The following is a 24,681-nucleotide window of genomic DNA, read 5'->3' as shown; positions in this document are numbered from 1 at the left end:
CCGGGCAAATAACTATAGCTGTTACTTGGTAAGCATCCCAGCGGTGACACGGCCTCTCAAACCCTACGTGCCCTCTAGCCAGGTTTGAATCTGATCCCAAACGGCATCGGGGCCGATGCCAAAGATGAAGTAGAGCGCCAGCAGCAAAAAGGTCACCAACAGCACCGTTTGAATGGTGTTTTTGATCAGCTTAAACACCCAGCCAAACACCACGATCGCAATCACGATCGCCCCCAGCACAATCAGCAGCTCCACGGGTACCCTCCTATCCCATTGAAACGACAGTGGCTGAGGTCAACGACTCGCTAACGCTGGTAGCCTCGGCTCTAGCCCACTGGTCGGCAGCGAGAATATCGGCCAGCACCGGCTGAGTAACGTTGTGGGAGCGGTGGCGATCGCACACCCCTTCAATCACTTTGGGAATCTCTAAGAAATGAATCTTTTCGTCTAAGAATAGTGCCACCGCCTGCTCGTTGGCGGCGTTGAGCACAGCGGTCATCGTCCCGCCTGCCCGCCCAGCGGCGTAGGCCAGATCCATGCAGGGATATTTGGCGTGGTCGGGCTCGCGGAAGGTGAGGTCGCCCGCTTTGACCAAGTCAAGCGGTTCCCAGTCGGTGTAGATGCGATCGGGCCAGGAGAGGGCATAGAGCAGCGGCAAACGCATATCGGGCCAGCCCAGCTGAGCCAGCACCGACGTATCTTGCAACTCAATTAGCGAGTGAATAATGCTTTGGGGATGGATGACGATGTCGATGCGATCGTAGTCCAGACCAAATAGATAGTGGGCCTCGATCACCTCTAGCCCCTTGTTCATCAGAGTGGCAGAATCCACGGTAATCTTGCGACCCATCGACCAGTTGGGGTGCTTGAGGGCATCGGCCACCGTTACCTGGGCCAGCTTCTCCACCGGCCAGTCGCGGAAGGCACCGCCAGAAGCCGTAAGTAAAATCCGCCGCAGCCCGTCTTTGGGTACCCCTTGAAGGCACTGGAAAATGGCAGAGTGCTCGGAGTCGGCGGGCAGCAGCTTGACGCCGTGCTTTTCGACCAGGGGCAGCACGGCGGGGCCACCGGCAATCAGGGTCTCTTTGTTGGCTAAGGCAATGTCTTTACCCGCCTCGATCGCCGCCAGGGTCGGCAGCAGACCAGCGCAGCCAACAATGCCTGTCACTACGGCCTCAGCGTCGCCGTAGCGGGCCACTTCCACAATCCCGTCGTCGCCCGCGAGCAGCTGGGGCATCGGGTCGAGACCGGCTAGGGCGTCGCGCAGTTCACCCAGTTTGTCGGGATTGCAGATGGCGACGATCTCAGGCTTAAACTGGCGCACCTGTTGGGCTAGCAGCTCCACATTGTTCCCTGCGGCAATACCCACTAGGCGGAACTGGTCGGGGTGGTGCTCCAAAATGTCGAGGGTCTGGGTACCGATAGACCCAGTTGATCCAAGCAGGGTGATGGCTTTCACAGCAATCCTCAAGGTGGGTGAACGCTTCTTTAAGAATCCCACGGCGGGGGCCATGACCCAAGGTCTTAGCGAAATCTCGTTTCCTAAACTTCGGTTAAACCCCTCGGGGATCATGGCTAAGCAATTGACAAGATTTGATGACTGTATCGCTATGGATAACTGTAAAAATACAATAGTTGTTAAAATTACTGGGAATCGTTTGCGCACACCCGATCCTACCCCCTAAACCCAATGGACTCTGTAGAACCGGTTTCAGCTGAAGTTGTGCAGCAGGTAGCAGAGTATTTCAGCGTACTCAGTGAGCCCATGCGGCTACGAATTCTTAACTTCCTGCGCGAGGGTGAAAAATGCGTGCAGGAGCTGGTCGAGGCCACCCAAACCAGCCAGGCTAACGTCTCCAAGCACCTTAAGGTGATGCTCCAGGCGGGCATTCTCAGCCGCCGCACCGAAGGCACCTCCGCCTACTACAGCGTCGCCGACGAGCTCATCTTTGACCTATGCGGATTGGTGTGCGATCGCCTCGCCTGCCGCATTGAGGCCCAGGCCCAGCACTTTCGCAACTTTAGCCTCGCTAGCCGCAGCTAGGGCGCTGCCGCTGTTGAATTTTGATTGGCCTTGAAGTAAGCCTCTAACACCTGCAACACCATGGGGGCCGCCACCTTACCACCGCCGCCGCCCGAGTGTTCGGCAAAAGCCACCACCACCACCTCGGGGTTTTCCATGGGGGCATAGGCTCCAAACCAGGCGTGGGAAAGGCCAGGCGGCGCTTCAGCGGTGCCACTTTTACCCGAAAGGGGAGGTAGGTGGGGCACGTTGAGGCTCTGGCCCGTGCCGCCTGTAATTACCCGTCGCAGCCCCTGGTGTAAGACGTCAATCGTCACATCGCTTAGCTCTAGAGACTCTTTCCAGTTGCGGTGCTCTTCGTTGTCTTTGAGTAGGTGGGGGGTGACCCGGTAGCCATTGTTGGCGGGCACCGCAAACATGTTTGCCACCTGGAGGGGGGTTGCCTGCATAAACCCCTGGCCAATCGACATGTTGATGGCATCGCCAATCACCCAGGGGGTGTCGAGGGTTTTTTGCTTCCAGGCGTCGTCGGGCACCAAGCCAGGGCTTTCTTCGGCCCCCAGCTCAATGCCGGTTTTGCGGCCAAAGCCAAAGCGGCGGGTCATCTCAATCAGAGTGGGGCCACCCAAGCGCATAGCTACCTGATAAAAGAAGGTGTCGCTACTCCAGGCCATCGCTCCGGGGAAACCTAGGGGGCCGAAGCCCGCTCGGTTCCAATCGCCAAACTGAATGCCTCCTACCTGGATGTAGGGATAGGTGGGCAGCACCGTGCCTGGATCGTATTTACCCGACTCTAGGGCCGCCGCCGTGGTGACAATCTTAAAGGTACTGGCCGGTGGAAACGCTTGCAGCGATCGGTTGAGAAAGGGGTGGTCAGCTCCCTGAAGCTGCTGCCACTGGGCCTCAGTAATGCGGGTGGTGAAAATATTGGGGTCGTAGGTGGGCCAACTGGCCATGGCCAGCACAGCGCCACTGCGCGGGTCGATGGCGACGATCGCCCCCTCACGGGTGCCCAGAGCTGCCTCCGCCGCCCGCTGCAGCTCAATATCGATAGTGAGCTGAATGTCTTTTCCGGCAACAGCGGGCTTATCGCCCAAAATGCTGATAATTCGTCCAGCGCTATCCACTTCCACCTGCTGGCCACCCCAGGTGCCGTGCAGCGTGCTCTCAAAGGCCGCCTCGGCCCCCATCTGTCCCACCACATCCCCCAGACGATAGCCCTGCTCGCGGCGGGCCTTGAGCTGCTCGTCGGTGAGTTCGCCCGTGTAGCCAATGACGTGGGCGGCGAGGTCACCGTTGGGATAGTTGCGCACCGCCTCGGCCTCCAGACGCACCCCAGGCAGCTCGTTGGTGTATTCAGCCAGGGCCGTGGCCTGGGCGGGGCTAATGCCGCGGGCAATGGTAATCGATTCAATCGACTCGTAGCCCGCCTGCTCTAGGCGCCTTTGAATCTCGTCAGGGGGCACATTGAGCACCTTGGACAGGCGGTTAATTACCATCGGCCACTTATCGCGGGGTAGTGCGATCGGCCAAATTGACACCGTATGCGACAGGCGGCTGCCGGCAAGAATTTTGCCGTTGCGGTCAAAGATGGTGCCGCGAGCCGGGCGCTTGGGCACCAGGCGAATGCGGTTGGTGTCAGCTAGCTGACGGTTGCGATCGCCCTCCACCACCTGGAGCTGAAATAGCCGCAGCCCAAAGGCCCCCACCAGCAGCACCGACACCAGCACCATCAGGAACACGGCCTGAAAGCTGCGCCCGACAGTGCGACCGCGCACAGTATCGGGTACGTAGGGTAAATTTTGGAGTAGAGCCATAGGTGTAAATGTAAACCCAATCCAATTCCAGAGATGGAGTTTTGCGGTGGAAAGCCTACCAATCCTGAGCTGGACTTGGACAGCACCCCACGGCAAAATCAGCCAGTCACCATTTTATATCGGCCCAGGAGATCTATGCAGGGAAAGGTTGTCTTGCCGGTGGTGGTGCTGAGTCTGGTGGGGGTTGTGGCCTCAGCCTTTTTTTTGGTGCGCGAGCACACCCGCACCTACCGACTGGTGCTGGCTTCGGGTGGCAGCACGGGTGAATATTACGCCTTTAGCCAGGCCTTTGCCGAGGTGGTGGCTCGCAACCATCCCACCATTGCCATTGAGGTGATAGAAACCGACGGCTCTCTACAAAATATGGATTTGCTCCAGACCAAGGCGGCCCAGTTGGCCCTAGTGCAGAGCGATACACCGGTACAGCCCCCAGTGCGGGCGGTGGCCCTGCTGTTTCCTGAGATGTTTCATCTGCTGGCTCGCACCAATACCAATATCAACGGCGTGGCTGACCTGCGGGGCAAGCGGGTGGCCCTCATGCCCGAGGGCAGCGGCTCCTATGCCCTATTCTGGCCGCTAGTGCAGCACTACGGCCTGAGCGCAGACACCATGACGGTTCTGCCTATGCCTGCCGATCAAGCCCACGCCGCCCTGGCTGCGGGAAAGGCGGACGCCCTGTTTCGGGTCATTACCCTAGGCAATCCCGCCGTGGGGGAGCTGCTGCAAACTGGTACTATTCGCTTGATTCCGATCGATCAGGGCGATGCCCTCCAGCTGTCGCTGCCCTACCTCGAAGCTCAGGTAATTCCTAAGGGAACCTATAACGGCGGGCGGCCCGTGCCCGCCGCCGACCTGCCGGCGGTGGCGGTAAATGCGCTGCTGGTGGCCCACGAGAGTCTGCCCCCGAAGGTGGTAAATGCCCTCACCCAGACCCTGCACCAAAACCGCAACGAGCTAGTGGCGCTATATCCCCGCGCCGCCAGAATTCGCCTGGACACCTCGGGGGATTTAGGCCTGCCGCTGCACCCTGGAGCCGAAGCCTTTTATAGCCAGGGCGAGCCTGAGTTCTTGGTGGAGTATGCCGAACCTATTGGGCTGCTGCTGTCGGTGGGTGTGCTGGGTATTTCGAGCCTGTGGCAGCTGCGATCGTGGCTGTTGGGCAAGCAAAAGAATCGAGCCGACACCTACAACCTAGAAATTTTGGCGCTGATCGATGAAATCGATCGGGCTCAATCGCTGGAGGAACTGGCGGCTCTGCGGGAAACCCTGTTTGACATTCTCAGACGGGTAGTAACCGATTTAGATGTCGATCGCATCACTAGCGAGTCGTTTGAGTCGTTTACCTTTCCGTGGGAGATCGCCAACAACACTATTCGCCACCAAGAGATGTTGCTGCGCAGCAACACTGGTGAGGCCAATCAGCGGCAGTAGGGACGTTAATCAGCGTTGGGCTAGGTCAATGTCCGGCGTAGAGCGCGCCCGAGAACAACACTTCGGTATGCGGGCTGGCGGCATGGGGTAACCCCAGCGGCGCACGAGCCAGGTATTCGGGCTGGGGCTGGGCGGATATGACTGGAGCCACAGGCTGCGCCGCCTGGGGTTCTCCAGCGGGGGCAGCCGCCGGATTGGGCACCAGTTCGAGCGGCTGAGGGGCCGGAACCGACGGCGCCATCAGCGGCTGGGGTGGAATCGCCGCTGGTAGGGGAGCTGGAGCGAGATCCACCGGGGTGGGTTCTACCGCAGGAGCACTGGGAGGCTGAGGCGATCGCGGCTCAGCAACTTCTGCCTCAGCTGGAGCCGCTGCGCCAGGGACGGTATCAATGCGATCGGGCAGGGGAGACGGCGGCCAGCCCAGGTTGGAGTTAACTGGCGCGGGGGCCATTGGTATACCCTCTTCCAGGGGCGCAGTCGTCGCGTTCTCAAGGGATGCAGCGGGAGTCTCCACCGGGGCCGCAGTCTCCTCAGGTATCACCTCGGCCCGACGGGCAGCAGCCCGCTCCAGGGCACGCAGGCGAGCCCGTTCGGCAGCCGCAATCTCTCCCTGCCAGCCGGCGATCGCGGCACTGGCTTCATCGTAGAGGGCGCGACCAGGCTTAACGGCGCTGGCTTCGACAATGGCTTGGGACAGCTGGCCGCGCTGGGCTAGCGATCGCGCCCGGCTGAGCAAGGGGCGATCTTCCATCACCTGGAGTTCACTGGTCCAAATATAGACCCAGCTTTGGGCCTCGCCGCGCAGTGCTCGGTGTAGAGGGATGCCGCTGGCCGCCTGAATCGCCTCCCGCAGGCTGTCGAAGGTTTTGGCGCTGGCCAGCTCGTGGGCTTTGACTAGCAGGGGGCGATCTTCTAGTCGCTCAATCTCCTGCCGCCAGTGGGCCACCATCGTTTGGGCCTGCACGCGACGGGGATGCCCTACCGGTACCTGGGCGGCCTGGCCAATAGCCGATTTTAGTGTCTCTTTGGTGCGCACCTGCCCAATTACTTGGGCGGTTTGTAGGCGGGCCAGCTCGCCCATGTGGTTGCGCCAGCTCATCACGCTCGACTGGGCCTGGGGATAGTAAGGGCTCTCAGCGGGCAGGCGGTTGGCCAGCAGCATGGCCTGGTAGAGCGTCACCAGTTGGTCAGGGGAGGTGCGCCAGGTCGTCAGGCTTTTCTGGGCCAGTTGGCGGGCTTGGCTAATCCAGATCAGCTCTTGGGCAACTTTGGCACGGCTGGGGTTGAGGGCAGCGCTGCGACCCAGGGCGATCGCCGCGTCGAGTTCCGAGGCGTACCACTTGTCCTGCCCCAGCTTGAGCAGCAGGTCACTCCAGCGATCGAGGTAGGGCTGCACCTGCTGGCGAGCGTAGGTGCTCTCATTGATCTGGGTAGCGGTGCGCAGGGCGGCTTCGAGGCGATCGCTGCCGCCGGGGACAGCAGTGGCTACCGCCTCAGCCAACAGCTCCTGAGCCCGACGCTCTAGGCGAATCTGGCGCGACAGGGCCTGTACCTGCCCGACCCGCCAGTGAGAATTGTTCAGTTCGGCCAGGGCCAACACCTGCTGCGAGGCCGTGGCCCAATCTTTTTGCTTCAGCGCAGTTTGGGCCGTGGCCATAATGGCTTCGCCCTGCTCCCACTCGCCCTGCCAGGTTTGCATGGTCTCTTGGGCGGTGGCAAATACCGGGCTCTCAGCCGGAATGTGGCTCACCAGCGACTGGGCCTGCTCCATGCTGCCGTTGCTGCGCAGCTCCTGCTCAGCGGCCTTGAGCACCACCCACGACCACTGCTCAATCAGAGGCTGCACTTCATAGTAGAGCGGGTGTCCAGTCGTCCAGCTGCCCGCTAAATCGAGGGCAGTCAGCACATCGGGCAGTGCGCCCGACTCAGCCGCGACTTGGGCACAAAATAGCTGGGCGCGATCGGTCGTTACCGAGGCTGGGTTGTCGCAGTTGGCGGTGGGGGGCAGATTGATCAGCCAGAATAATGCTCCTAGCGCCGCGCCACTGGCTGCAAAACAGCTCAGCAGAGTAATCAGCAGCAGTCGCCAAGACTGGTTGCGGCTCTGGGGTACTGGCACCATCACCTCAGATAGCCCCAGGGCTGAGTCGGCCTCATCAATAATTAGACTGAAATCCTTAGCAACCCCTTCTGTCAGGGGTTCTCCCCGCTGGGGGCCAGACTGCTGTTGTTGACTCAGCATATACCCGTAAGCTCCCACGCAACCACCTTCCCCCACTCTACCCAGAATCAAAGGAAGACGGGAAGCATCAGTTACGATTTCTTAGCGCTGGCGGGAGATTTGTCTCGGTTTTGTCTTCAAATCTTGAAATGCAGCACTGGCCAAGTCATTGTAGGACATGGACAGCTAGACGAAGCCAAAACCAAAACGCTATTTGGCTCGCCCTAGTCCGCCAGCGTCCACCAGCCCAAGCTGGGGCCAATAAACCGCAGCGTAATCCAAAAAGCGATGATCAGCACAATGGCACCCCAGGTACCTCGGGCAGTCCACTTCATGAACTGCTGCGACTGATCTTTGGTAATTGGCAGCCAGGGTAAAATTGGCTTTGACTGACCGTACTTTTCGCCCAGCTGCTCTTTGCGTCGTTTTGATTCGCCCATGGGTCCACGCCGCTACATGCTCTACTCATCATCAGATTAAATGATTTGATGTCATTCGGGCCCTCAATTTACGACGGGCCTTAGCTGATAGCGAGATTGTCATACCGGCTCTCGGACTTTGGCGAAGATAAATGTGTCTCGTGGTATGGGAGAAAGGTTAGGGCGAACAATATAGCAAGGCAATATGCCCTCACGCCACAGACCTGCCTTTTCCAAAACTCGCGCTGATGCAAGATTCTCTGTGTCGCACGTTGCCCAGATGCGATCGATCTCGGGCAGGCTCATCACCCATGACAGCACAGCCCTGACGGCTTCTGTCGCCAACCCTTGGCCCCAATAGCGGCGGTTTAGAACATAACCAAAATCTGCCCTAGGGCTTTCTATGCGGCACGCGATCGTCCCAATCACGGTGTTTTCAGCCTTGGTAGTGATTGCCCAACAGAATTCACTGCCAGATTCCCACTGAGCAGCAAAGCTTTCCAGCGCCTCAATAGCATCCTGAATGCTGGTGTGCCTTGTCCAATCCATATAGCGGGTCACTTCGGGATCACGACCGTACTCATAAACAGCCGCCGCATCGGCCAGGGATGGACGCCGTAAAATCAGTCGCTCTGTAATGAGTTGGGCAGGAGCTTGGTGCATGGCGCAACACCCAAGAAATATGGTTTAGGGCTGGTGACCCAGAGTGTTTGGATCATGTCCACCGCTTTTGCCCTAAGGACCCCAGTGGGTGGGCAGCGATCGCGTGCAGGCCGCTGGGCTCAGCGCTTCTAAGATCTGCGCCCCGTAGCTGCGATAGTGAACGCGGGTGTCGAGCAGGGCCACGGTGCCTCCATGCAGCCGTGAGGGAGCGACGGCCCGCTGCAACTCCGTCACCGCCGTGGGGAAGAGGTACAGCCGAAACCAGTCCTGCCGCCGCCGCTTGTGATAGGCCACGCGCCCCGCCACCATTGGATTTTCTAGGGAAGGTAGGGGCAGGGTCGCAATAATTAGCAGCGCTGGGGGCGGTAACAGCGCCTGGTGCTGCCGCCAAAATGCCCAGCCGCTGACGAGAATGCCGTTGGCGTCGATGGCGGCATTCTCCACCTGCACCCGCGAGCCAAACTCTCCAGCTAGCTTTGCCCCCAGCTGACCCTTCAAGGGCAAATCATCCAGCAAAATTACCGTGGGGCCAGAGATTTGGGGACGAGCGACATTCAGCAGACGGCGAATTTCTTGGTGCAGCACCCCCTGAAACTGGGGAGTGTTAGGTAGAGGCAGATGGGTAGGCAGGTAGAGCTGAATCGCGTCGTTTTGCCGATTGGGGGTGAACTGAAGGCAGGTGAGATCGCCCAGCCCCAGGCGCTGGCGAAAGTTTTCGGCTGCTTCGTCGGGGTCAAGGGCGGCCCCAATCAGCACTACCGGCTGGCGGAGCCACACCGAGGTCATCGCAGTGGCGAGTTCTACCGGAGCGCAGTGCAGCGCCATTTGACCACGATCGCGATCGACCGAAAACCAGAGTAGATGGTCAGGTGGGTTAAACCGCTGCCAAAACTTTGCCCACTGAGGCGGCATTGGCCCCTCGGGTTGGGGCACCGTGGCGCGGCTGGCGGTCAGCACCTGGTGCAGGCGCTGGAGCTGCTGGCTATCGCCTTCTTCGAGCAGGTAGCGGTGGTAGGGGTTGGCCGGGCGCTGAAAGGCCGCGTGGGTGAGCGCCACGTGAGCGTCTTGAATGAGGCTCTGGTGGTCGGGATAGGCCAGTGCCAGGTGGGTCCAGTCGAGGGTGCCGAGGTCAACGGTGAGCTGCTGGTGCAGCCACAGTTCGAGGTTGTCGGCATCGTCAATTAGCGTGGGAATGCCGTCAGGGAACTGGTGGCCCCCTTCTAGGCGATCGCTCAGCCAGGCCTCGGGCGTGGTGATTAGCAGCCCGTCAAAACCGTCGCCAGGCCAGCGATCGCCCATCTGAACCGGCTTCCGCAGCCGCAGCTTTTCTTGCAACCGAGGAATATCAACCATCAGCACCCGCTGGGCTGTGGAGTCCGGGGCCACCACCACCGCCGGGCCAGGCCACATCATCAGCGCAATCAGATAGCTGAGGCGATACTCGCCCTGATAACCCGATAGGCCGCCCACCTGCATCAACGCACTGCGCCCCAGCCGCAGCGCCCGCGCCACTAAGCGCGCCAGCGTCAGGTGGTGGGGCCAGCTCGGCTCTCCCCATTCCCGCAGCAGCGCTCGCAGTTGTTGGTGTACTTGGGCCTCAATCACAGGGGAAACGCCGCAGCGCCACGAAAGAATCAATTGAAACGGTTGACGACTAGAGAAGGCGGAGAGTTGCCCACTCAAGCCACAGGGGTTCATTGTCGCATAGATGACTGGTTGGGGTCTCTAGGTATCCCCCCACCGATATGCTGATAAGGTTTGCCGTGGGTAAGGGGTTAAGGCTATGGAACGCATTGCCATCATTGGTTTGGGCCTAATTGGCGGATCGCTGGGGCTCGATTTGACCCGGTACGGTCATCCCGTCATGGGCATTGCTCGTCGCGCCACCACCGCCGAGGAGGCTCTGGCGATGGGAGCCGTGACTGAGGCCAGCACCGAGTTGGCGCTGGTGTCGAGGGCAGATGTAGTGTTTATCTGCACCCCAATTGATGCTGTCGTCGCTACGGCAGCGGCGATCGCCCCCTATCTATCTGAGGGAGCGGTAGTCACCGATGTAGCGTCAGTGAAGGGGGAGCTTGTCCCCAGCATGGAGGCTCTGTGGCCGGGCTTTGTGGGCGGGCACCCCATGGCAGGCAAGGCCGAGGCGGGGTTAGCGGTCGCTGAGGCAGGGTTGTTTCAGGGTCGCCCCTACGTGCTCACCCCAACTGTGGCAACGAATCCAGAGGCGTTGGAGCGGGTGCGGGCGATCGCCGCCAGCCTCGGCGCTAACCTTTGCCAGTGCCACCCCGACCAGCACGATCGCGCCGTCGCCTGGATTTCCCACCTGCCAGTGATGATCAGCAGCAGCCTGATTCTCGCCTGCCAGGGGGAAGCTGACCCCGCTATTCTCACGCTCGCTCAAACCCTCGCCAGCTCGGGCTTTCAAGACACCAGCCGGGTGGGCGGCGGAGTCCCTGACCTTGGCACTTTAATGGCCCGCCACAACCGCACGGCACTGCTGGACGCCTTGGCTCAATATCAGCATCAGCTGGAGCAGATGAAAGCCCTAATCGAAACGGAGAACTGGGATGCCCTCCATAGCCAATTAACCCGGTCGCAATCGGCCCGACCCGCATACCTAGGCTAGGTAGAAACCGGGCTGCCGAGCGCAAGCTGTTTATGTCCACATGCAAGGTTTGCGAAGAATACGTTTGGAGTCTGGAATTTAGCAGAGTAGTGGATGGGTAGACGGATGGTGGGGTGGCAAGATGGATATTGAGAGCATTCAAGAGAAAATTCGCGCTGAGAAATATGTCTACACTCCCATGCAGACATTGAGCGCAAAGCCGACGATTTGACCTTGATGCAGGTAGAAGAAGCTTTATTAAATGGAGAGGTTCTAGAGCAATATCCAGATACAGGTCGTGGCGAAAGTTGATCAATTCTTGGCTATTTCAGCAATCTGCCCATTCACATTGTCTGCGGCTGGCGAGGGAAGCGAGTTGCTATCATCACCATCTACATACCCGGGCCGCCCAAATTTACTGATCCAAAAACAAGGGCTTAATCGATGCGAGATGTTACATGCAACGCCTGCGGCAGTGCTGACTACGAAGAACGCCGAATTACTTATCTGTACAGTCATCAAGGGCAATACTTGATTGTCCCCAATACTCCAGTGGAGATTTGCAGTGACTGTGGCACCGTCTATTACAGCGCTGAAGTTCTGAAGAATATCGAGTGTCAGTTTTTTGCTATTCGCAACAACACCGAAACACCCGATCAATATCTCCAGGTACCTGTGAAATCCCTGTGAAACCTGCGAGTCATCCGCTGGCTATCCTTTTGTAAATTCACCATACAGCTTACTTCGCCGGATACACCGGCTCTTTGTCGATCACCACCGGCTTTTGATACAGCAATGCCGTAAAGGTCACTGTGGAACCCAGTCCTTCGCCCATGCTAATAAACTGCACCACGCCGCCCATAGCCTCCACCAGACGCTGAGAAATCGCTAACCCTAATCCAGTGCCGCCATACTGACGGGTGCGATCGCCATCCACTTGGCTAAAGCTTTGAAACAGCCGATCCTGCTTTTCAAGCGACACACCAATGCCCGTGTCGGCCACGCTGATCTTAACCAGACCGGGCCAGGTTTTGCCCTGATATTCCACCTTTTGGGGCTTCACCTCGGCGCTGATGGTGACTCCGCCCTCGTGGGTGAATTTAATAGCATTGCCCACCAGGTTGATGAGTACCTGAAGCAGGCGCTGGTAGTTGCCGTTGACGGTAATATCGTCGCGGGTGGCGGGCAGCAAAATCTCGAAGGCCAGGTGCTTTTCGTCGGCCTGGTGGCGCATAAAGTTTTCCAGATCGGCCAGCAGCTCTTTGAGGTTAATTGGCCCCATTTCGATCTGCATTTTGCCCGCTTCAATTTTGGCAATGTCGAGCACATCGTTGATCAGCTGCAAGAGGTGAATGGCTGACTTGTGCGCCTCTTCAATAAATTCTTCCTGCTCGGCGGGGTCGTCGGCCATGCCGTCGAGCACTAGCTTGAGAAAGCCGATCATGCCATTGAGCGGGGTGCGCAGCTCGTGGGAGGTGTTGGCTAAAAATTCGCTTTTCAGGCGCGAAGCTTCTTCAGCCTGCTGGCGGGCTTCTTCAGCCTGGCGGCGGGCCTCCTGAAACTCAAGCTGCTTTTCCAGCAGGCTGGCGTTGGCCTGCTGGAGTTTGATTGCGAGGGCATGGCTTTCGCCAAATAGGGTAGCGTGGGCGATCGCCGTGCCCACCTGATCGGCCAGGTCAGTGAGCAAATGTAGCTCGGTGTCTGACCAGGGACGATCGGGGCGATCGTGGAGGACAATAAAGCCGTTGATGGCGTTTTGGTAGCGAGTAGCCACCGCTACGATTGATGGGTCAGCGGGCTGTCGCGGTGGCACCACCGCCACCGAGGATTGAGCGGCCGCGCTGAGGACGGGCGTTTTGGCCAGCGACCACACCTGCCCTTGCCAACTGGGCAGATCGCCCGATCGCACATACTCAGCCGCTACGATGGCCGACTCAGGTGCCATATTCGGGGCAGCCTCGCAACTGCACACCAGGCAGCGACTCACGCCAAACAGGTCGCCCAGCCCCTCCACCGTCTGCTGACGAATAATTTCTAGATCCAATGTCCAGCGAACATTGCGGGTGATTTGAGTGAGGCGGGGCGAGTAGGTTTGCAGCTGAGCGCAGGCTTCAGGCAAGGTCTCCTGGGTCAGAGCGGGAGCCTCTACGGCCCGCAGCCAGGGAGTGTTGGCTAACCCGTGCCGGTCAGCTAGATAGCCTGTGGCGGCAATGCGAAACAGCTGGCCGTCTAGGCCGATTAGGGGTTGAAGCACCCACTGCACATCAATGCTGTGGGACCCCAACGGGCAGCGCCCCGGCAGCTGCACCGGTTCCTGGCGGGTGGCTAAGCTTTCGAGCGCCTGACTCAGGGTGTGGGGAGCAGCAAAGGAAACGATCTCAGCCAGCGATCGCCCCACCCAGTTAGCCGTTAGCGCCTCCGGTAGGGCTTTGGCCCCTACGGTTTGAACTGACTCCACCACTGCCGTCGGGCTGAGCACCATAATCCAGGCGGAGATAGCATCCGCTGGGCCGGCCGCCGCCATGGTCGGGAAAGAAGGTTGCGATCGCATAGGGATAAGAGGCCGGAACGCTCCCATGGTAACTAACCGATTGCACCGATGGCTCTAGTCGGGATGGAATTAGAAAGGGATAGGGTGTTAGGTACAGGGTCCGCTAAACCCTCGAACCCTACACCTTGAACCCCTAGTTCTCCCTAATCGTTCCACTCACCTTTTGGTGGCACCGTCGGGTTGCGAGGCAGGTGGCGCACCAGATCGTCTTCGTAGCGGCGATCGCCCCTGAGCCACTGGCGCAGGGCGACATCGATCACCTTGCTGGGGTCAGGGGAAAGGTGGGTAACCTGATCGAGCAGATCCTTGTCGATTTGCACTGAGAGGTCGACTTTTTCCGCCGATCGCTCGCCAGAAGGAGAGGCAGAGTGTTGCATAGTGAGTGGCATAACTGCCGGGTATGGGGTGGATTTAGAATCTACCATTCAGTCTAAGCCCTGGCATAGGTGGGTTTAGCGTTAACGCCCACACCGCCCACAGAATTAGGTCTGAAGACCTTGACATAACAAGTCTAACCCCCTATCTCCCTCATCCTCCATCTTCCCCACCCACTTACTTACATACCCATCCACCCATCCACTCCCCCTCTCGCCGCCGAGCATTCGCCAAACGAGGGATTACAATATTAAAGTCTGTAAACTACTGCCGCTGGTAAGCCTTGTATGACAGAGGTTCCCGTCTCTCAGATTCGCAATTTCTCGATTATTGCCCACATTGACCACGGCAAATCGACCCTGGCCGACCGGTTGCTCCAACGCACCGGCACCGTCAGCGATCGCGAAATGAAGGCCCAGTTCCTCGACAACATGGATCTGGAGCGGGAGCGGGGCATCACCATCAAGCTCCAGGCCGCCCGCATGAACTACAAGGCCAGAGACGGCAAAGACTACGTCCTCAACCTGATCGATACCCCAGGGCACGTCGATTTTTCCTACGAGGTGTCGCGTTCTTTAATCGCCTGCGAAGGGGCGCTGCTGGTGGTCGATGCCTCCCAGGGGGTCGAGGCCCAAACCCTGGCCAATGTCTACCTGGCCCTAGAGAACAACCTCGAAATCATCCCCGTTCTCAACAAAATTGACCTGCCCGGTGCCGAACCCGAGCGCATCCGGCAAGAAATTGAAGACATCATCGGCCTCGATTGCAGCGGTGCCATTCTCGCCTCTGCCAAACAAGGAATCGGCATTGACGAAATTTTAGAATCGATTGTTTACCTAGTACCGCCCCCAGCGGACACGGTAGATCAACCCCTGCGAGCGCTGATTTTCGATAGCTACTACGACAGCTACCGGGGCGTGATCGTCTACTTCCGCGTCATGGATGGCACCCTGCGCCGCAAAGACAAGGTGCGGCTGATGGCCTCAGGCAAAGAGTATGAAGTTGACGAACTGGGCGTGCTGGCTCCCACTCAAATCGAGGTGGATGAACTTCACGCCGGGGAAGTGGGATACTTCGCCGCCTCCATCAAAGCCGTGGAAGATGCTCGGGTCGGCGATACCATCACCCTGGTGCAGAATCCCGCGAAAGAAGCCTTGCCCGGCTATGCCGAAGCCAAGCCCATGGTCTTCTGCGGCCTGTTCCCCACCGTCTCTGACCAGTTTGAGGAACTGCGCGAAGCCCTCGAAAAGTTGCGCCTCAGCGACGCCGCTCTGCAATACGAGCCCGAAACCTCTAGCGCTATGGGGTTTGGCTTCCGCTGTGGCTTCTTGGGCCTGCTGCACATGGAAATTGTGCAGGAGCGCCTGGAGCGCGAGTACAACCTCGATCTGATCACCACCGCGCCTTCGGTAATCTACCGGGTCACCACCATCCAAGGCGAGGTGCTTGAGATCGACAACCCCAGCACCCTACCCGACCCCCAGGCCCGCGAAAAAATTGAAGAGCCCTACGTGCAGCTCGATATGATCACCCCCGAAGAATACGTGGGGGCCTTGATGGAGCTGTGCCAGAATCGGCGCGGCGAATTCAAAGACATGAGATACCTTGCCCAGGGTCGCACCACCTTGATCTATGAATTGCCTCTGGCCGAGGTGGTCACCGACTTTTTTGACCAGATGAAGTCGCGCAGCAAGGGCTATGCCAGCATGGAGTACCACCTGATTGGCTACCGCGAAAACCACCTGTCGCGGCTCGACATTTTGATCAATGGCGACCCGGTCGATTCGCTGGCGTCCATCGTCCACCGCGACAAGGCCTACTACGTGGGCAAAGCCCTGGTCGAAAAGCTCAAAGAACTAATTCCGCGCCACCAGTTCAAGATTCCCATTCAGGCGGCGATCGGTAGCCGAGTGGTGGCCAGCGAGAGTATTCCGGCCCTGCGCAAAGACGTACTGGCCAAGTGTTATGGCGGCGATATCTCGCGGAAGAAAAAGCTGCTGCAAAAGCAGGCTAAGGGTAAAAAGCGCATGAAGGCTGTTGGTACCGTTGATGTGCCCCAAGAAGCCTTCATGGCAGTGCTGAAGCTGTCGTAATCTACAGAGCGCAAGGGCTAGCTAGATCTAGAGTATCGGCAAGGTGTGTTTGGCCCTAGCGATGATGGGTTTGGAGCTTTTGCTGTTAGGCCTGGGCTCAAAGCAAAAGGCCCCCAAAGGAGCCTGGCTTTGCGGTATTAACGCAGCCTGCTTATAGGAAGGTGAGTGCCAATTCAATAAATCTTCTGCTGGTAGGAGGTTGGGAAGCATCCTGAGGCTGCTGGAGCCAGCGGATAACCTCAAATTTCCGCAAAATCTCTGCAATGCTTCTTTCAGCGTGTTTGAGGGCTGGTTTTAGTCACACGTACCAAAACTAAAACCTTTGCAGTTGAAGCAGCCGAACTGCTCTAGCGCTATATCCAAATAAAAAATAGAAATGCTCGCAAGCTGAGTAAACCAGAGCGTTTGCGCAGCATCTCCAGCCGAGAAACCCAAGATATCGGCTAGCTGTGCTGGATTTCGCTGACTAACGCTCTAATCACCAAAAAATCTGAATCTTTTCCTTTGTAATTAACTCGTTAGGGATACCTACTCCTACGCAGCAATGCCAAAACCTATGACCCAGGTTAGGTAGACGATCAAGATGTATCTATTTAAAGTTTATAGGTAAGTTGTTCAAGCTTTCTCGCTCTACAAAATCATGGCATAGGATGACTTTATAAGTTTTCCCGAGTGCCTTTTTGACATTGGCCAACAGGCGTATTTTCTGTTAGCCGATAGTTGATTTAGCTGTTCAACGCCTTCGATCGAGATAGCAGGTATATCTCCATGATTTTATAGCACTTTACTGGTCCGAAAAACTTCTTAGCATAGGCGTCTTACCTGTAAGGCAAGATGCCTATACTAAGTTCAGCAACTATTTGGACTGCTGTAGATTCTGCGGGGGCACCTAGGTTTTACCAAACCTGACAACTAAGCTTGAATCCAGTTGTTTCGTAGAGAAAAATCAATCATGGTTACAACGTTAGACGATACAAAACGGCAGTTAATTGGTGAAAGACTAGCAGACTTGAAAGCTTTTCAAAATTTGATAATCTCGAATGATCAAAAGCTCATGGAGGTTTGCCCATACCAGGATATTCGCGAACGTCTTCAGAACTTTTTGGAGGACGACCAGAAAAACCTTGGCATTATTGAAACTGTGATTGTTCAATATGGTGTTCCAGCCGAGCCTAGTCCTGCAACTGGAACGTTTGTTTCACAGTTTGAGCAGATGATGGCTGGTGATGAGTTTACCTTTTACCAAAAACTCATGCACCATGAATTGATGAAGCATGGTCAAGCGATGAGCGGCATCATCATTCATAAGGCAGCCCAGAAGGTAGGCGCAGACATTGAAATAGCCATTGGACCCTTAAATACGGTGAATTTTGAAGGGCGTGCTCACCAAGAACAGCTTAAGGGGATGCTCGAACAGGTGGGTGTTCGTGAGATGACTGGTCAAGACGCCGATCAAGGACTTTGGGCGCGGGTGCAAGACTCGATCGCCGCATTGTCGGGGGTATTTGGTAGTGTGGTGACCCAAAATACCAACAAACAGGATATGAATATTCAGACCCTGATTCGGCTGGACCATAACAAGGCAAACACTATCTTTACCGAAATTGGCCTTACTCAGGACCCTCAAAAGCTCCAGGAGTATTTTGGGCAGCTCTATAAAGATTTACTAGCCCATGCTGAGGCGGAAGAAGAAGTCGTCTATCCGAACGTACGCTCATTCTACGGTAACGAGAATACTCAAGAGCTGTACGATGAGCAAGTTGAAATGAGGCGCATGCTGGATGAGATCAAGGCTATTGACCCTGCTTCGACTGATGAGTTCAAATCAAAAGTTAAACAGTTAATGGATGTTGTTGGCGATCACATGCGCCAGGAAGAATCTACAATGTTTGCCGCTATTGATAAGAATTGCAGCACGAGTCAGAAGGAACAAATGGCAACTGACTTTAAAGCTGCTAAGGGCAAGCTGCAGCGGGAAATGGCATCTGCTACTAGGTAATAGCGCTTTTTCTCGATGTAGCATCGCTACTCTGTGCAGCTAACTTTCGTAAGCTTGTCTCGCCCTATGGGAAGCAAGCTACATCCTTCAATTTCTTCTCCCAAAATGGGAGAAGAAATTGAAAGTTATTTCTAGGATGGTCAGTTAACAGCGTAGATAAGCCTGCCGTTGATAGATTGATTTGACGTAACGTTGACCATCTCTTTATCAGTGCAGAAGCCTCCGCGAGGACTTAGACTGCTTGGTCATTTATTCTGCTGGTAGGGCATGCTAAGGCCGTAATCAATGTCCTAACTAGGAATGCTGGGCCTACTGGCCTGGAGAGGCGGCCATGAAATTTAGCTTGGTAATTACTACCTATAATCGCCTGGACTTGCTGAAGCGAGCGATCGCCTGCGGTCTCAACCAAACTGTGCCCTGCGAAGTCGTTGTCGCTGACGATGCCTCCACCGACGGCACTGAGGAGTATGTGCACAGTCTGGGCGACCAGGTCGTTTACCACCGCAATGCCCAAAACCTCAACCATGCCGCTACGGTCAACAATGGCGTAGCCGCCGCCAGCGGTGAGTGGGTCAAGTTTTTGGATGATGACGACTACCTAGCACCAGACTGCCTTGAGAAGATGGCAGCGGCGATCGCCCAGCATCCTGAGGCCGTGCTCTGCTCCTGCCAGGCCATCCAGGTCGACGAGCACGGTACTGAAATTCGCCGTACCCCTGCCACCGGCCCCGGCAAAGTCTTCTACATTCCCCAAAGCGCCATTCACTACGGCATGCTGATGGACCAGGTGCCCTTTGGCACCCCAGCTCAGGTAGCGACCCGCCGCGATGCCTTCTTACAGGCGGGCGGCTGGGATACCACCATGACCACCAACTACGACGACATCGATGCCTGGGTAAAGCTGGCTGATTTTGGCGACGCACTGTTTATTAACGAGTGTTTGGCCTACCGCACCCTTTGGGCTGGAGGCTACGAGCAAAAAATGTCGCTCAGCCGCCGCATGGCACTGAATCTGACCATTAAAGAACGCATCTACGGCCGGGTGAATGAGGGCTACCGCGATCGCATCCCCACCCTTGCCGCCATTGGCCAATACCTGCACCTGCACTGGGGCTTAGTCGCCCTGCGTCAGCGCCAAGTCGCTGCTGGAATTTCCCTATTGGCCCCCGGCGCACTGTCACCTGAAGCGTGGCAACTGCTGGCTCAGGCTCGCAAACTGCGCTTAAATCCTGGGGTTGATGCCCTGATTCCCCGCACCGTCCTGGTGCCCTAGGGTGTTGGGTATGATGGAAACACCTAACTAACTGGATCAGGTGATGCAGTCAAGCGAAGCGTCAGACAGCTTTCAACAACAGGTTTTGTCAGAGTTAAAGCAGATAAACCAGCGCCTTGACCGGGTAGAAACTGATATTGGTAGGGTAGAAGCAGATATTGAGAAAATTGACTTCAAATTTGATACCTACCAAAACGCCTCGGACCAGGTTACGCGGCTGGCGACAACCATTGTGATCGCAGCCGCCTCGGTGGTGATCTTATCGCCCGTTTTGCAAGCCATTACCCCAGCGATCAGTGCTCTGGTGACTGGGATAGCTCCCGGCAATAGTTAGCAGCAGGCGACAAAAACTTTGTTTGGGTATCTTATCGGGCTGGGCTAATAGACACCGCCAGACTGACAATCTGCCAGGAATTCACCTCATGCCATTCCTTTACTTCATAGGGTTCTTCTAGCAAATCTACTCGCCCTATCACCTCCATTGGGATAGAGCCCTGGAGTTCTAGAGATGTTTCTAGGCCATTACTTTCATAGCCGCGCAGGATGTAGTAATTTGCCTCTCCTTCTGCTTGTTTAAAGGCGGATAGCACTAAAGTGGTTTCGCCTAAATCGAGGAAGCTCGTGGAGGACTGAGCGTTCACGGACAGGGTAGAGGATGACACCACCCAGGGCTGAATCGGCAAGTTGAAGTTGCGGGCGGCCTGCACGGTCTTGGCCTGCTGCCAGCCGTGAGCGTGAGGATAAATGGCGTAGCTGAAGGTCTGAAAGCCGCGATCGCACCCCGGATCTGGCCAGATAGGAGCCTTGAGCAGCGTCAGCCGCAGCTGGTTAGGCGTGGCATCGAACCCGTGCTTGTAGTCGGTGAGAATGCTCACACCGCGTTCCCCATCGCTGAGGTCGGCCCAGCGCAGGGCGGGCACTTCCCACTTGGCTTGCTCTTGGGGAGTAGTGGGTATGGTGGAGCGGGCGATCGCTCCAAAGGGAATTTCATAGGTCGCCTTAGCTGCCGACACTGTCAGCGGAAACGCCGCCTTCAGCACTACCTGGGTTTCATGCCAATTGACGTCGATGTGAACCGCAAGTACGGGAGAATTCAACTCTAAACGGTAGTTTTGAATAATGGTGGACTGGTTAAAGCAGCGAACTACCCGAAGGGTCTGCCGCACAGGGCCGTACTCAATCCAGCTAATGCTCTTGAGAACAAACGCATCTAGGGGATGGTCTTGGTAGTTCGGGGCAATATTCCACGCGTCCCAATACTGGCCCTCGTCTTTAAAAGCCTGAAGCTGGTTTCCGCAACCGTGGAAGGTTTCGGTGCCGGTAGCTTTGTGAATCAGGCTGGCGATACCACCAGTGGTGGGGTCGATGGTGGCTTGCAGATAGGCATTGTCTAAAACCCACTCGGCGGGCGGGGAGCTAGGCGGGACCGCCTCGGCAGGAATCAGCCAAATCAGGCGATAGCCCACCGAAGGAATAGCGGGAACGTAAACCAGCAGCGAGGGAGAGTCAGTCTGTTCAAGCTGGGTGGGTAACGTTTGGCCCTCGGCATCCTGCGCTTGCCAAGTAGTTTGAGCCAGGGTAGAAGACAAAGCGATGTCCACCACTTCACTGCGCTCCCAATTCAGCGGGTTAAACAGCACTACGGGCACAGCATCAGGATGCGGGGGCGAGGGTAGGGGACAGCGCTCAGCGAGAGCCTGAAGAGAGGTTTGCAGAATGCGATCGCCTATCTCCAATGCCGCCCGCCATTCCTCGTTCGCCTGCTCAAACACTTCAGGAATCGACGATCCCGGCAAAATATCGTGGAACTGGTTAAAGAGAACATGCTTCCAAGCCGTCTCTAACTCGGTTTTGGGATAGGGCTGAAGCCCGTAGATCGCAGCGATAGAGGCAAATAGCTCGGCCTGGAACAGCATGTCTTCACAGCGGCGGTTGTACTGCTTTTGGTCGCCGTGGGTGGTGTAGCAGCCCCGGTGGAGTTCGAGGTAGAGTTCGTCGTTCCAGGTGGGGAATGAGGGGGTGGGGGAGTCGGAAGATGGGGTGGGAGAATTTTGAATTTTGAATTTTGAATTTTGAATTGAAGGCGACGGGGAGGTGAGCTGATCCAAGAGGGGGACGGCGTGGCCCCAGGTAAGGGTGGGGAAGAAGGGGGAGCTGGCCCAGCGCTGGGCTTTGAGCAGCATGTCGCGGGTGGGGCCGCCGCCGTGGTCGCCAACGCCGGGGAGCCAGAGGGCATCCACGAATCCCGTATTGGCTTCCCACTGGCAGGCGTATTGGGCCATATCAACCGGGGTAATGTCGGTGCCGATAGGGGGCAGGGTGACGCCCGTAATCTCAGTGCCGTCGAGCCCCTGCCAGTTAAACAGGTCGTGGGGGAAGGGGTTGGTGTCGTTCCAGCGCAGTTTTTGGGTGGCGAAGTAGCGAATGCCGCCCTGGGTGAGCAGTTGGGGCAGTTGCCAGCAGAAGCCGAAGGTGTCGGGCAACCAGGCGATCGCACTGACATCCCCAAATTTCTCAGCACAGTAGCGCTGGCCGTAGAGAATCTGTCGGGCGATCGCCTCTCCTCCCGGCAAGTTCAAGTCAGGCTCAACCCACAGCCCGGCATCGATCGCCCATCGTCCGGCTTTAACTTCTTGCTGAATGGTGGCGAATAGCTCAGGGCGGTGCTGCTCTAGCCAGGCAAACAGCGCTGGGGATGAATGGGTAAAGGTTAGCTCAGGAAAGTCTTGCTGAAGGGCCAGCACCGAGCGAAACGTATTCTCGGCCGCTTCCCAAGTTTCGGGCACGGGCCAGAGCCAGGCTAAGTCTAAGTGGGCGTGGCCCAGGCAGTGGAGGGTACGCTGCTTGAGCCAGGGAGAAAACGGCTTTAGGGCTTCGCGCACGCGCAGAAGGGAGGTGTGGAGGCGATCGCGATCGCCTACCCCACCCCAATCAATTCCCTCAAGAGCCTGAGTGAGAATGTCGAGCTTGTTGGGGTCAAACTGAACTAGATAAGTAGCCAAGACCGCCAGTTCGTCAGCTACAAAGCCAGGTTCGGGGCAGTTCCCCTCTAAGGCTTCAAACATGAGTTCGGCCTGCACCAGCGCCCCCTCGTCGTGGCCCGGACTTAGTAGCTTGAGCGAAACATCTACCGATTCTCCCGGCACAACGCAGTCCGTCAGCACAATTCGCGTCCAGCAGTCGAAGATGTCTCCCGTCTGCATCAGCTCGCCATTGACAAAGATATCGGCCTGGTTAGCCCACCAGCGTAGCGCCAGCCGTGCCGTTAGCCCTTGAAGGGGATAGCCGTTGAGGTTGGTAGGCCAGGTAAATTGCTGGTGCAGCCCCAGGGAAACTTTACCCTTAGGCCAAGCGATGTGACGGCGATCGTTTAGCGTTGCCAAAGGCCAGGTTTGCCAAGCTTTACCCCACGGCACATCGGGACTTCCCGCAGCATTGGGACAGCGGCGCCAGGTACCCCGCACGTCCAGTTGACTCAGGTGACGGAGGCGATCGAGGGAGTTCAGAATCTGTGGCGGCAGGACAGGGAGAACGGTGGCGGGGGGCATGGCTCCGGTATGATCAAGGCAGTCTCCTCAGTGTAGGCAGAGTTATGGCGACTTCGTCACGCTCGTTCCAAAGCCAAACCGTAGGTCGCCTGGTGGCTGGATATCGGCAGGTAGCCCACAGCGCCGGGCAGTGGTTGCGGCAGGGGCGTACGGCGGCGGTTTGGGGACTGCAAGTGGTCGCCTACCCGCTCTATGCGGCGGTGCAGGGCTTGAGAATAGGCTCTCGGCAGCTGCAAGCTGCCCGTCCGTGGCGACCGGTTTGGGCCAGACTGACTGGAGCACTCCCAACAGAACTGGTGGCAGTAGACACGCCGATTCGCGCCCTGCTATCAGTCATTCAACCGCCGGTAGTTCACAGTCAAATGGCTCGACCTGGCGGGCTACAGTTGGTCAATGTTCATGGGCCATGGCTCAAGCAGTCGAAAGCTGGCGCTGTGCTAACCCCCGGCCAGTGGCATCTAGTGCCGCTAAATCAACCTATCCGCGGTATTGCCTCAGACTTAGAAACTCGGCAGCTAGTGCTAGTGACCATTGACAACGGGATTTTTGCCGGGCTGACCGAGGATCAGCAGCAGCGGCTTGAGCAGGCCCTGGTGCTCATGCTGGCGGAGTATGCTCGGGTACAGCGCTGCCGTAGTCTTGACTCTCAGCTTCAGCAGCCTGGGCTGCCTCTACCCCAGACCAATCCAGCGGTGGTGCCTCCCCTGCGGTGGCTGCCCGCTGCGCTGCGGTGGCTGCAAACTAGCCCCCTGGCGGCGGCCACCAACCTATTTGGCGAAGCCAATCAGCAAGGGATGACGACGGCGTTGGCAAAGCCTGGCCTTTGGCCGCTCGCCCTAGGCAGACGCACGACTAGTCGTGCCATCGTGCCCCAAAGGCCCCAAGCTAACCCCGAGTCAACAGGGCCGAAAACAATCGCTGGCCAATATCCACCTCAGTTGAATGGTCAGCCTGTTGTTAGAACTCTGCCAGCGACGACCTCGGTTGAACAAGGCGCTGAGCTAACGGTAGCGATGTCTAGCGCGGTATCTGTAGCCCCCAGAGGATCTAATTCCCCCAATCTAGTAACCCAACAGAGGAGCGACACTGTCACCGCCGACCGTTCACCCAACTCAACTACACTCACGGGAACGGACCAGTATCAGCTCAATTCTCCAAGCGCCCTAGATGTCAAAGTCACCCAAATCAACTACGTCGATCCGCCTCTGGTCGCCGTGGTGCGAGGTTTAGACTGGCTGCTCTACGTGCTCGAGACCTGGCTGCGAATGGCGTGGGTCTGGCTGCGATCGCTCTGGTAGATTAGTCAGGGCCGGCAGATAGGCGAACGTTTGGCGATATGATAGACCCAGCTTAGTCCTGCACCGGGGCCGTTTCCGTCAGCGGAATTTGGCTACTGCTTGGGGCAGGTCTTGGGCCTACTCTGCTACCGGTTTGGAGACTTAACTCATGCTTACCCTTAAGATTGTGGTTTACCTCGTAGTCGCCTTCTTTGTGTCCCTGTTCGTGTTTGGCTTTTTGAGCGGCGACCCCTCCCGCAACCCTGGCCGTCAAGACATGGACTAGGTTTGGCCTAGGTGACAGGTTGATGTCTACTAAATGGCAAATGCCCCAGGCGTTGCTCCGGGGCTTGCCATCTAGCCTGCTCTGCGGAACCTGCACCGCC

General features: G+C 57.4%; 21 protein-coding genes. 11 read left to right on the top strand and 10 right to left on the bottom strand.

Translation table 11 applies throughout. The features are described from left to right. Positions 1-63 precede the first annotated feature (63 nt). Together H6F75_RS25480 and dxr are read right to left on the bottom strand one after the other, a co-directional pair. Positions 64-255 carry a hypothetical protein gene (locus tag H6F75_RS25480; protein WP_190755777.1) on the bottom strand — a complete coding sequence of 64 codons (192 nt, stop codon included), beginning with the start codon at positions 253-255 and terminating at the stop codon, positions 64-66. Between the two features lie 10 nt (positions 256-265). Then, a complete protein-coding gene (dxr, locus tag H6F75_RS25475) occupies positions 266-1,459 on the bottom strand; it encodes a 1-deoxy-D-xylulose-5-phosphate reductoisomerase (RefSeq protein ID WP_190755775.1) in 1,194 nt (397 codons plus the stop codon). Between the two features lie 231 nt (positions 1,460-1,690). Here dxr and H6F75_RS25470 point away from each other — a divergent pair, with 231 nt between their 5' ends. Next, positions 1,691-2,044 (top strand): metalloregulator ArsR/SmtB family transcription factor, encoded by a 354-nt coding sequence (locus H6F75_RS25470; RefSeq protein WP_190755773.1) that lies wholly within the window; start codon positions 1,691-1,693, stop codon positions 2,042-2,044. On the opposite strand, the gene mrdA is transcribed toward H6F75_RS25470, so the two are convergent. Next, positions 2,041-3,840, bottom strand: a complete 1,800-nt coding sequence (mrdA, locus tag H6F75_RS25465) for a penicillin-binding protein 2 (protein ID WP_190755771.1) — start codon at positions 3,838-3,840, stop codon at positions 2,041-2,043. The two genes, H6F75_RS25470 and mrdA, sit on opposite strands and share 4 nt — an antisense overlap. A 135-nt stretch (positions 3,841-3,975) precedes the next feature. Between mrdA and H6F75_RS25460 the strand changes: the two genes are divergently transcribed. After that, positions 3,976-5,271, top strand: coding sequence for a TAXI family TRAP transporter solute-binding subunit (locus H6F75_RS25460; protein ID WP_190755769.1), 1,296 nt, complete (start codon positions 3,976-3,978; stop codon positions 5,269-5,271). A gap of 25 nt (positions 5,272-5,296) precedes the next feature. Here the strand turns inward: H6F75_RS25460 and H6F75_RS25455 are convergent, their stop codons facing one another. The 4 genes from H6F75_RS25455 to H6F75_RS25440 form a co-directional block, all read right to left on the bottom strand. Then, positions 5,297-7,513 carry a hypothetical protein gene (locus H6F75_RS25455; RefSeq protein ID WP_190755767.1) on the bottom strand — a complete coding sequence of 739 codons (2,217 nt, stop codon included), beginning with the start codon at positions 7,511-7,513 and terminating at the stop codon, positions 5,297-5,299. 203 nt (positions 7,514-7,716) lie between these two features. Further along, the gene (locus H6F75_RS25450) at positions 7,717-7,932 is read right to left on the bottom strand and encodes a DUF2839 domain-containing protein (protein WP_190755765.1); all 216 of its coding nucleotides are present in this window, start codon (positions 7,930-7,932) and stop codon (positions 7,717-7,719) included. A gap of 99 nt (positions 7,933-8,031) precedes the next feature. Next, the gene (locus H6F75_RS25445) at positions 8,032-8,574 is read right to left on the bottom strand and encodes a GNAT family N-acetyltransferase (protein ID WP_190755763.1); all 543 of its coding nucleotides are present in this window, start codon (positions 8,572-8,574) and stop codon (positions 8,032-8,034) included. 72 nt (positions 8,575-8,646) lie between these two features. After that, the gene (locus H6F75_RS25440; RefSeq protein WP_199304126.1) at positions 8,647-10,212 is read right to left on the bottom strand and encodes an ATP-dependent DNA helicase; all 1,566 of its coding nucleotides are present in this window, start codon (positions 10,210-10,212) and stop codon (positions 8,647-8,649) included. Between the two features lie 145 nt (positions 10,213-10,357). Here H6F75_RS25440 and H6F75_RS25435 point away from each other — a divergent pair, with 145 nt between their 5' ends. The 3 genes from H6F75_RS25435 to H6F75_RS25430 all read left to right on the top strand — a co-directional run bounded on the left by H6F75_RS25435 (position 10,358) and on the right by H6F75_RS25430 (position 11,869). Beyond that, a complete protein-coding gene (locus tag H6F75_RS25435) occupies positions 10,358-11,200 on the top strand; it encodes a prephenate/arogenate dehydrogenase (RefSeq protein ID WP_190755759.1) in 843 nt (280 codons plus the stop codon). Between the two features lie 216 nt (positions 11,201-11,416). Further along, positions 11,417-11,491 carry a hypothetical protein gene (locus H6F75_RS29070; protein ID WP_347710711.1) on the top strand — a complete coding sequence of 25 codons (75 nt, stop codon included), beginning with the start codon at positions 11,417-11,419 and terminating at the stop codon, positions 11,489-11,491. 132 nt (positions 11,492-11,623) lie between these two features. After that, positions 11,624-11,869, top strand: a complete 246-nt coding sequence (locus H6F75_RS25430) for a type II toxin-antitoxin system MqsA family antitoxin (protein ID WP_190755757.1) — start codon at positions 11,624-11,626, stop codon at positions 11,867-11,869. A 49-nt stretch (positions 11,870-11,918) separates the two neighbouring features. Here H6F75_RS25430 and H6F75_RS25425 read toward each other — a convergent pair whose 3' ends face one another. After that, the gene (locus H6F75_RS25425) at positions 11,919-13,730 is read right to left on the bottom strand and encodes an ATP-binding protein (protein ID WP_190755755.1); all 1,812 of its coding nucleotides are present in this window, start codon (positions 13,728-13,730) and stop codon (positions 11,919-11,921) included. 143 nt (positions 13,731-13,873) lie between these two features. Beyond that, on the bottom strand, positions 13,874-14,107 hold the full coding sequence (locus tag H6F75_RS25420; protein WP_073607186.1) for a hypothetical protein: 234 nt from the start codon (positions 14,105-14,107) through the stop codon (positions 13,874-13,876). Between the two features lie 285 nt (positions 14,108-14,392). Here H6F75_RS25420 and lepA point away from each other — a divergent pair, with 285 nt between their 5' ends. The 4 genes from lepA to H6F75_RS25400 all read left to right on the top strand — a co-directional run bounded on the left by lepA (position 14,393) and on the right by H6F75_RS25400 (position 19,804). Beyond that, the gene (lepA, locus tag H6F75_RS25415; protein WP_190755753.1) at positions 14,393-16,198 is read left to right on the top strand and encodes a translation elongation factor 4; all 1,806 of its coding nucleotides are present in this window, start codon (positions 14,393-14,395) and stop codon (positions 16,196-16,198) included. Between the two features lie 952 nt (positions 16,199-17,150). Continuing rightward, the gene (locus H6F75_RS25410) at positions 17,151-18,197 is read left to right on the top strand and encodes a hemerythrin domain-containing protein (protein WP_190755751.1); all 1,047 of its coding nucleotides are present in this window, start codon (positions 17,151-17,153) and stop codon (positions 18,195-18,197) included. A gap of 331 nt (positions 18,198-18,528) precedes the next feature. Further along, positions 18,529-19,470 (top strand): glycosyltransferase family 2 protein, encoded by a 942-nt coding sequence (locus H6F75_RS25405; RefSeq protein ID WP_190755749.1) that lies wholly within the window; start codon positions 18,529-18,531, stop codon positions 19,468-19,470. Positions 19,471-19,513: 43 nt separating this feature from the next. After that, positions 19,514-19,804, top strand: a complete 291-nt coding sequence (locus H6F75_RS25400) for a hypothetical protein (RefSeq protein ID WP_242020350.1) — start codon at positions 19,514-19,516, stop codon at positions 19,802-19,804. Between the two features lie 31 nt (positions 19,805-19,835). Here H6F75_RS25400 and H6F75_RS25395 read toward each other — a convergent pair whose 3' ends face one another. Continuing rightward, a complete protein-coding gene (locus H6F75_RS25395) occupies positions 19,836-23,018 on the bottom strand; it encodes an alpha-mannosidase (RefSeq protein WP_190755747.1) in 3,183 nt (1,060 codons plus the stop codon). Positions 23,019-23,062: 44 nt separating this feature from the next. Here H6F75_RS25395 and H6F75_RS25390 point away from each other — a divergent pair, with 44 nt between their 5' ends. Then, complete coding sequence (locus H6F75_RS25390) at positions 23,063-24,316, top strand: hypothetical protein (protein ID WP_190755745.1); 1,254 nt, start codon at positions 23,063-23,065, stop codon at positions 24,314-24,316. A 148-nt stretch (positions 24,317-24,464) separates the two neighbouring features. Beyond that, positions 24,465-24,581 carry a photosystem II reaction center protein I gene (locus tag H6F75_RS25385; protein WP_073607192.1) on the top strand — a complete coding sequence of 39 codons (117 nt, stop codon included), beginning with the start codon at positions 24,465-24,467 and terminating at the stop codon, positions 24,579-24,581. Positions 24,582-24,681: the final 100 nt, after the last annotated feature.

It is taken from the genome of Nodosilinea sp. FACHB-131, assembly GCF_014695395.1.
Lineage (GTDB): Bacteria > Cyanobacteriota > Cyanobacteriia > Phormidesmidales > Phormidesmidaceae > Nodosilinea.
Note: the sequence above shows the minus strand (reverse complement) of the source record. Positions and strands in the feature narration are given on the sequence as shown.

Excerpts from the sequence above, each read along its gene's own strand:
- H6F75_RS25470 (WP_190755773.1), top strand. The coding sequence starts at position 1,691 with ATGGACTCTGTAGAACCGGTTTCAGCTGAAGTTGTGCAGCAGGTAGCA.
- mrdA (WP_190755771.1), bottom strand. The coding sequence starts at position 3,840 with ATGGCTCTACTCCAAAATTTACCCTACGTACCCGATACTGTGCGCGGT.
- H6F75_RS25460 (WP_190755769.1), top strand. The coding sequence starts at position 3,976 with ATGCAGGGAAAGGTTGTCTTGCCGGTGGTGGTGCTGAGTCTGGTGGGG.
- H6F75_RS25455 (WP_190755767.1), bottom strand. The coding sequence starts at position 7,513 with ATGCTGAGTCAACAACAGCAGTCTGGCCCCCAGCGGGGAGAACCCCTG.
- H6F75_RS25450 (WP_190755765.1), bottom strand. The coding sequence starts at position 7,932 with ATGGGCGAATCAAAACGACGCAAAGAGCAGCTGGGCGAAAAGTACGGT.
- H6F75_RS25445 (WP_190755763.1), bottom strand. The coding sequence starts at position 8,574 with ATGCACCAAGCTCCTGCCCAACTCATTACAGAGCGACTGATTTTACGG.
- H6F75_RS25435 (WP_190755759.1), top strand. The coding sequence starts at position 10,358 with ATGGAACGCATTGCCATCATTGGTTTGGGCCTAATTGGCGGATCGCTG.
- H6F75_RS25430 (WP_190755757.1), top strand. The coding sequence starts at position 11,624 with ATGCGAGATGTTACATGCAACGCCTGCGGCAGTGCTGACTACGAAGAA.
- H6F75_RS25425 (WP_190755755.1), bottom strand. The coding sequence starts at position 13,730 with ATGCGATCGCAACCTTCTTTCCCGACCATGGCGGCGGCCGGCCCAGCG.
- H6F75_RS25420 (WP_073607186.1), bottom strand. The coding sequence starts at position 14,107 with ATGCAACACTCTGCCTCTCCTTCTGGCGAGCGATCGGCGGAAAAAGTC.
- lepA (WP_190755753.1), top strand. The coding sequence starts at position 14,393 with ATGACAGAGGTTCCCGTCTCTCAGATTCGCAATTTCTCGATTATTGCC.
- H6F75_RS25410 (WP_190755751.1), top strand. The coding sequence starts at position 17,151 with ATGGTTACAACGTTAGACGATACAAAACGGCAGTTAATTGGTGAAAGA.
- H6F75_RS25405 (WP_190755749.1), top strand. The coding sequence starts at position 18,529 with ATGAAATTTAGCTTGGTAATTACTACCTATAATCGCCTGGACTTGCTG.
- H6F75_RS25400 (WP_242020350.1), top strand. The coding sequence starts at position 19,514 with ATGCAGTCAAGCGAAGCGTCAGACAGCTTTCAACAACAGGTTTTGTCA.
- H6F75_RS25395 (WP_190755747.1), bottom strand. The coding sequence starts at position 23,018 with ATGCCCCCCGCCACCGTTCTCCCTGTCCTGCCGCCACAGATTCTGAAC.
- H6F75_RS25390 (WP_190755745.1), top strand. The coding sequence starts at position 23,063 with ATGGCGACTTCGTCACGCTCGTTCCAAAGCCAAACCGTAGGTCGCCTG.
- H6F75_RS25385 (WP_073607192.1), top strand. The coding sequence starts at position 24,465 with ATGCTTACCCTTAAGATTGTGGTTTACCTCGTAGTCGCCTTCTTTGTG.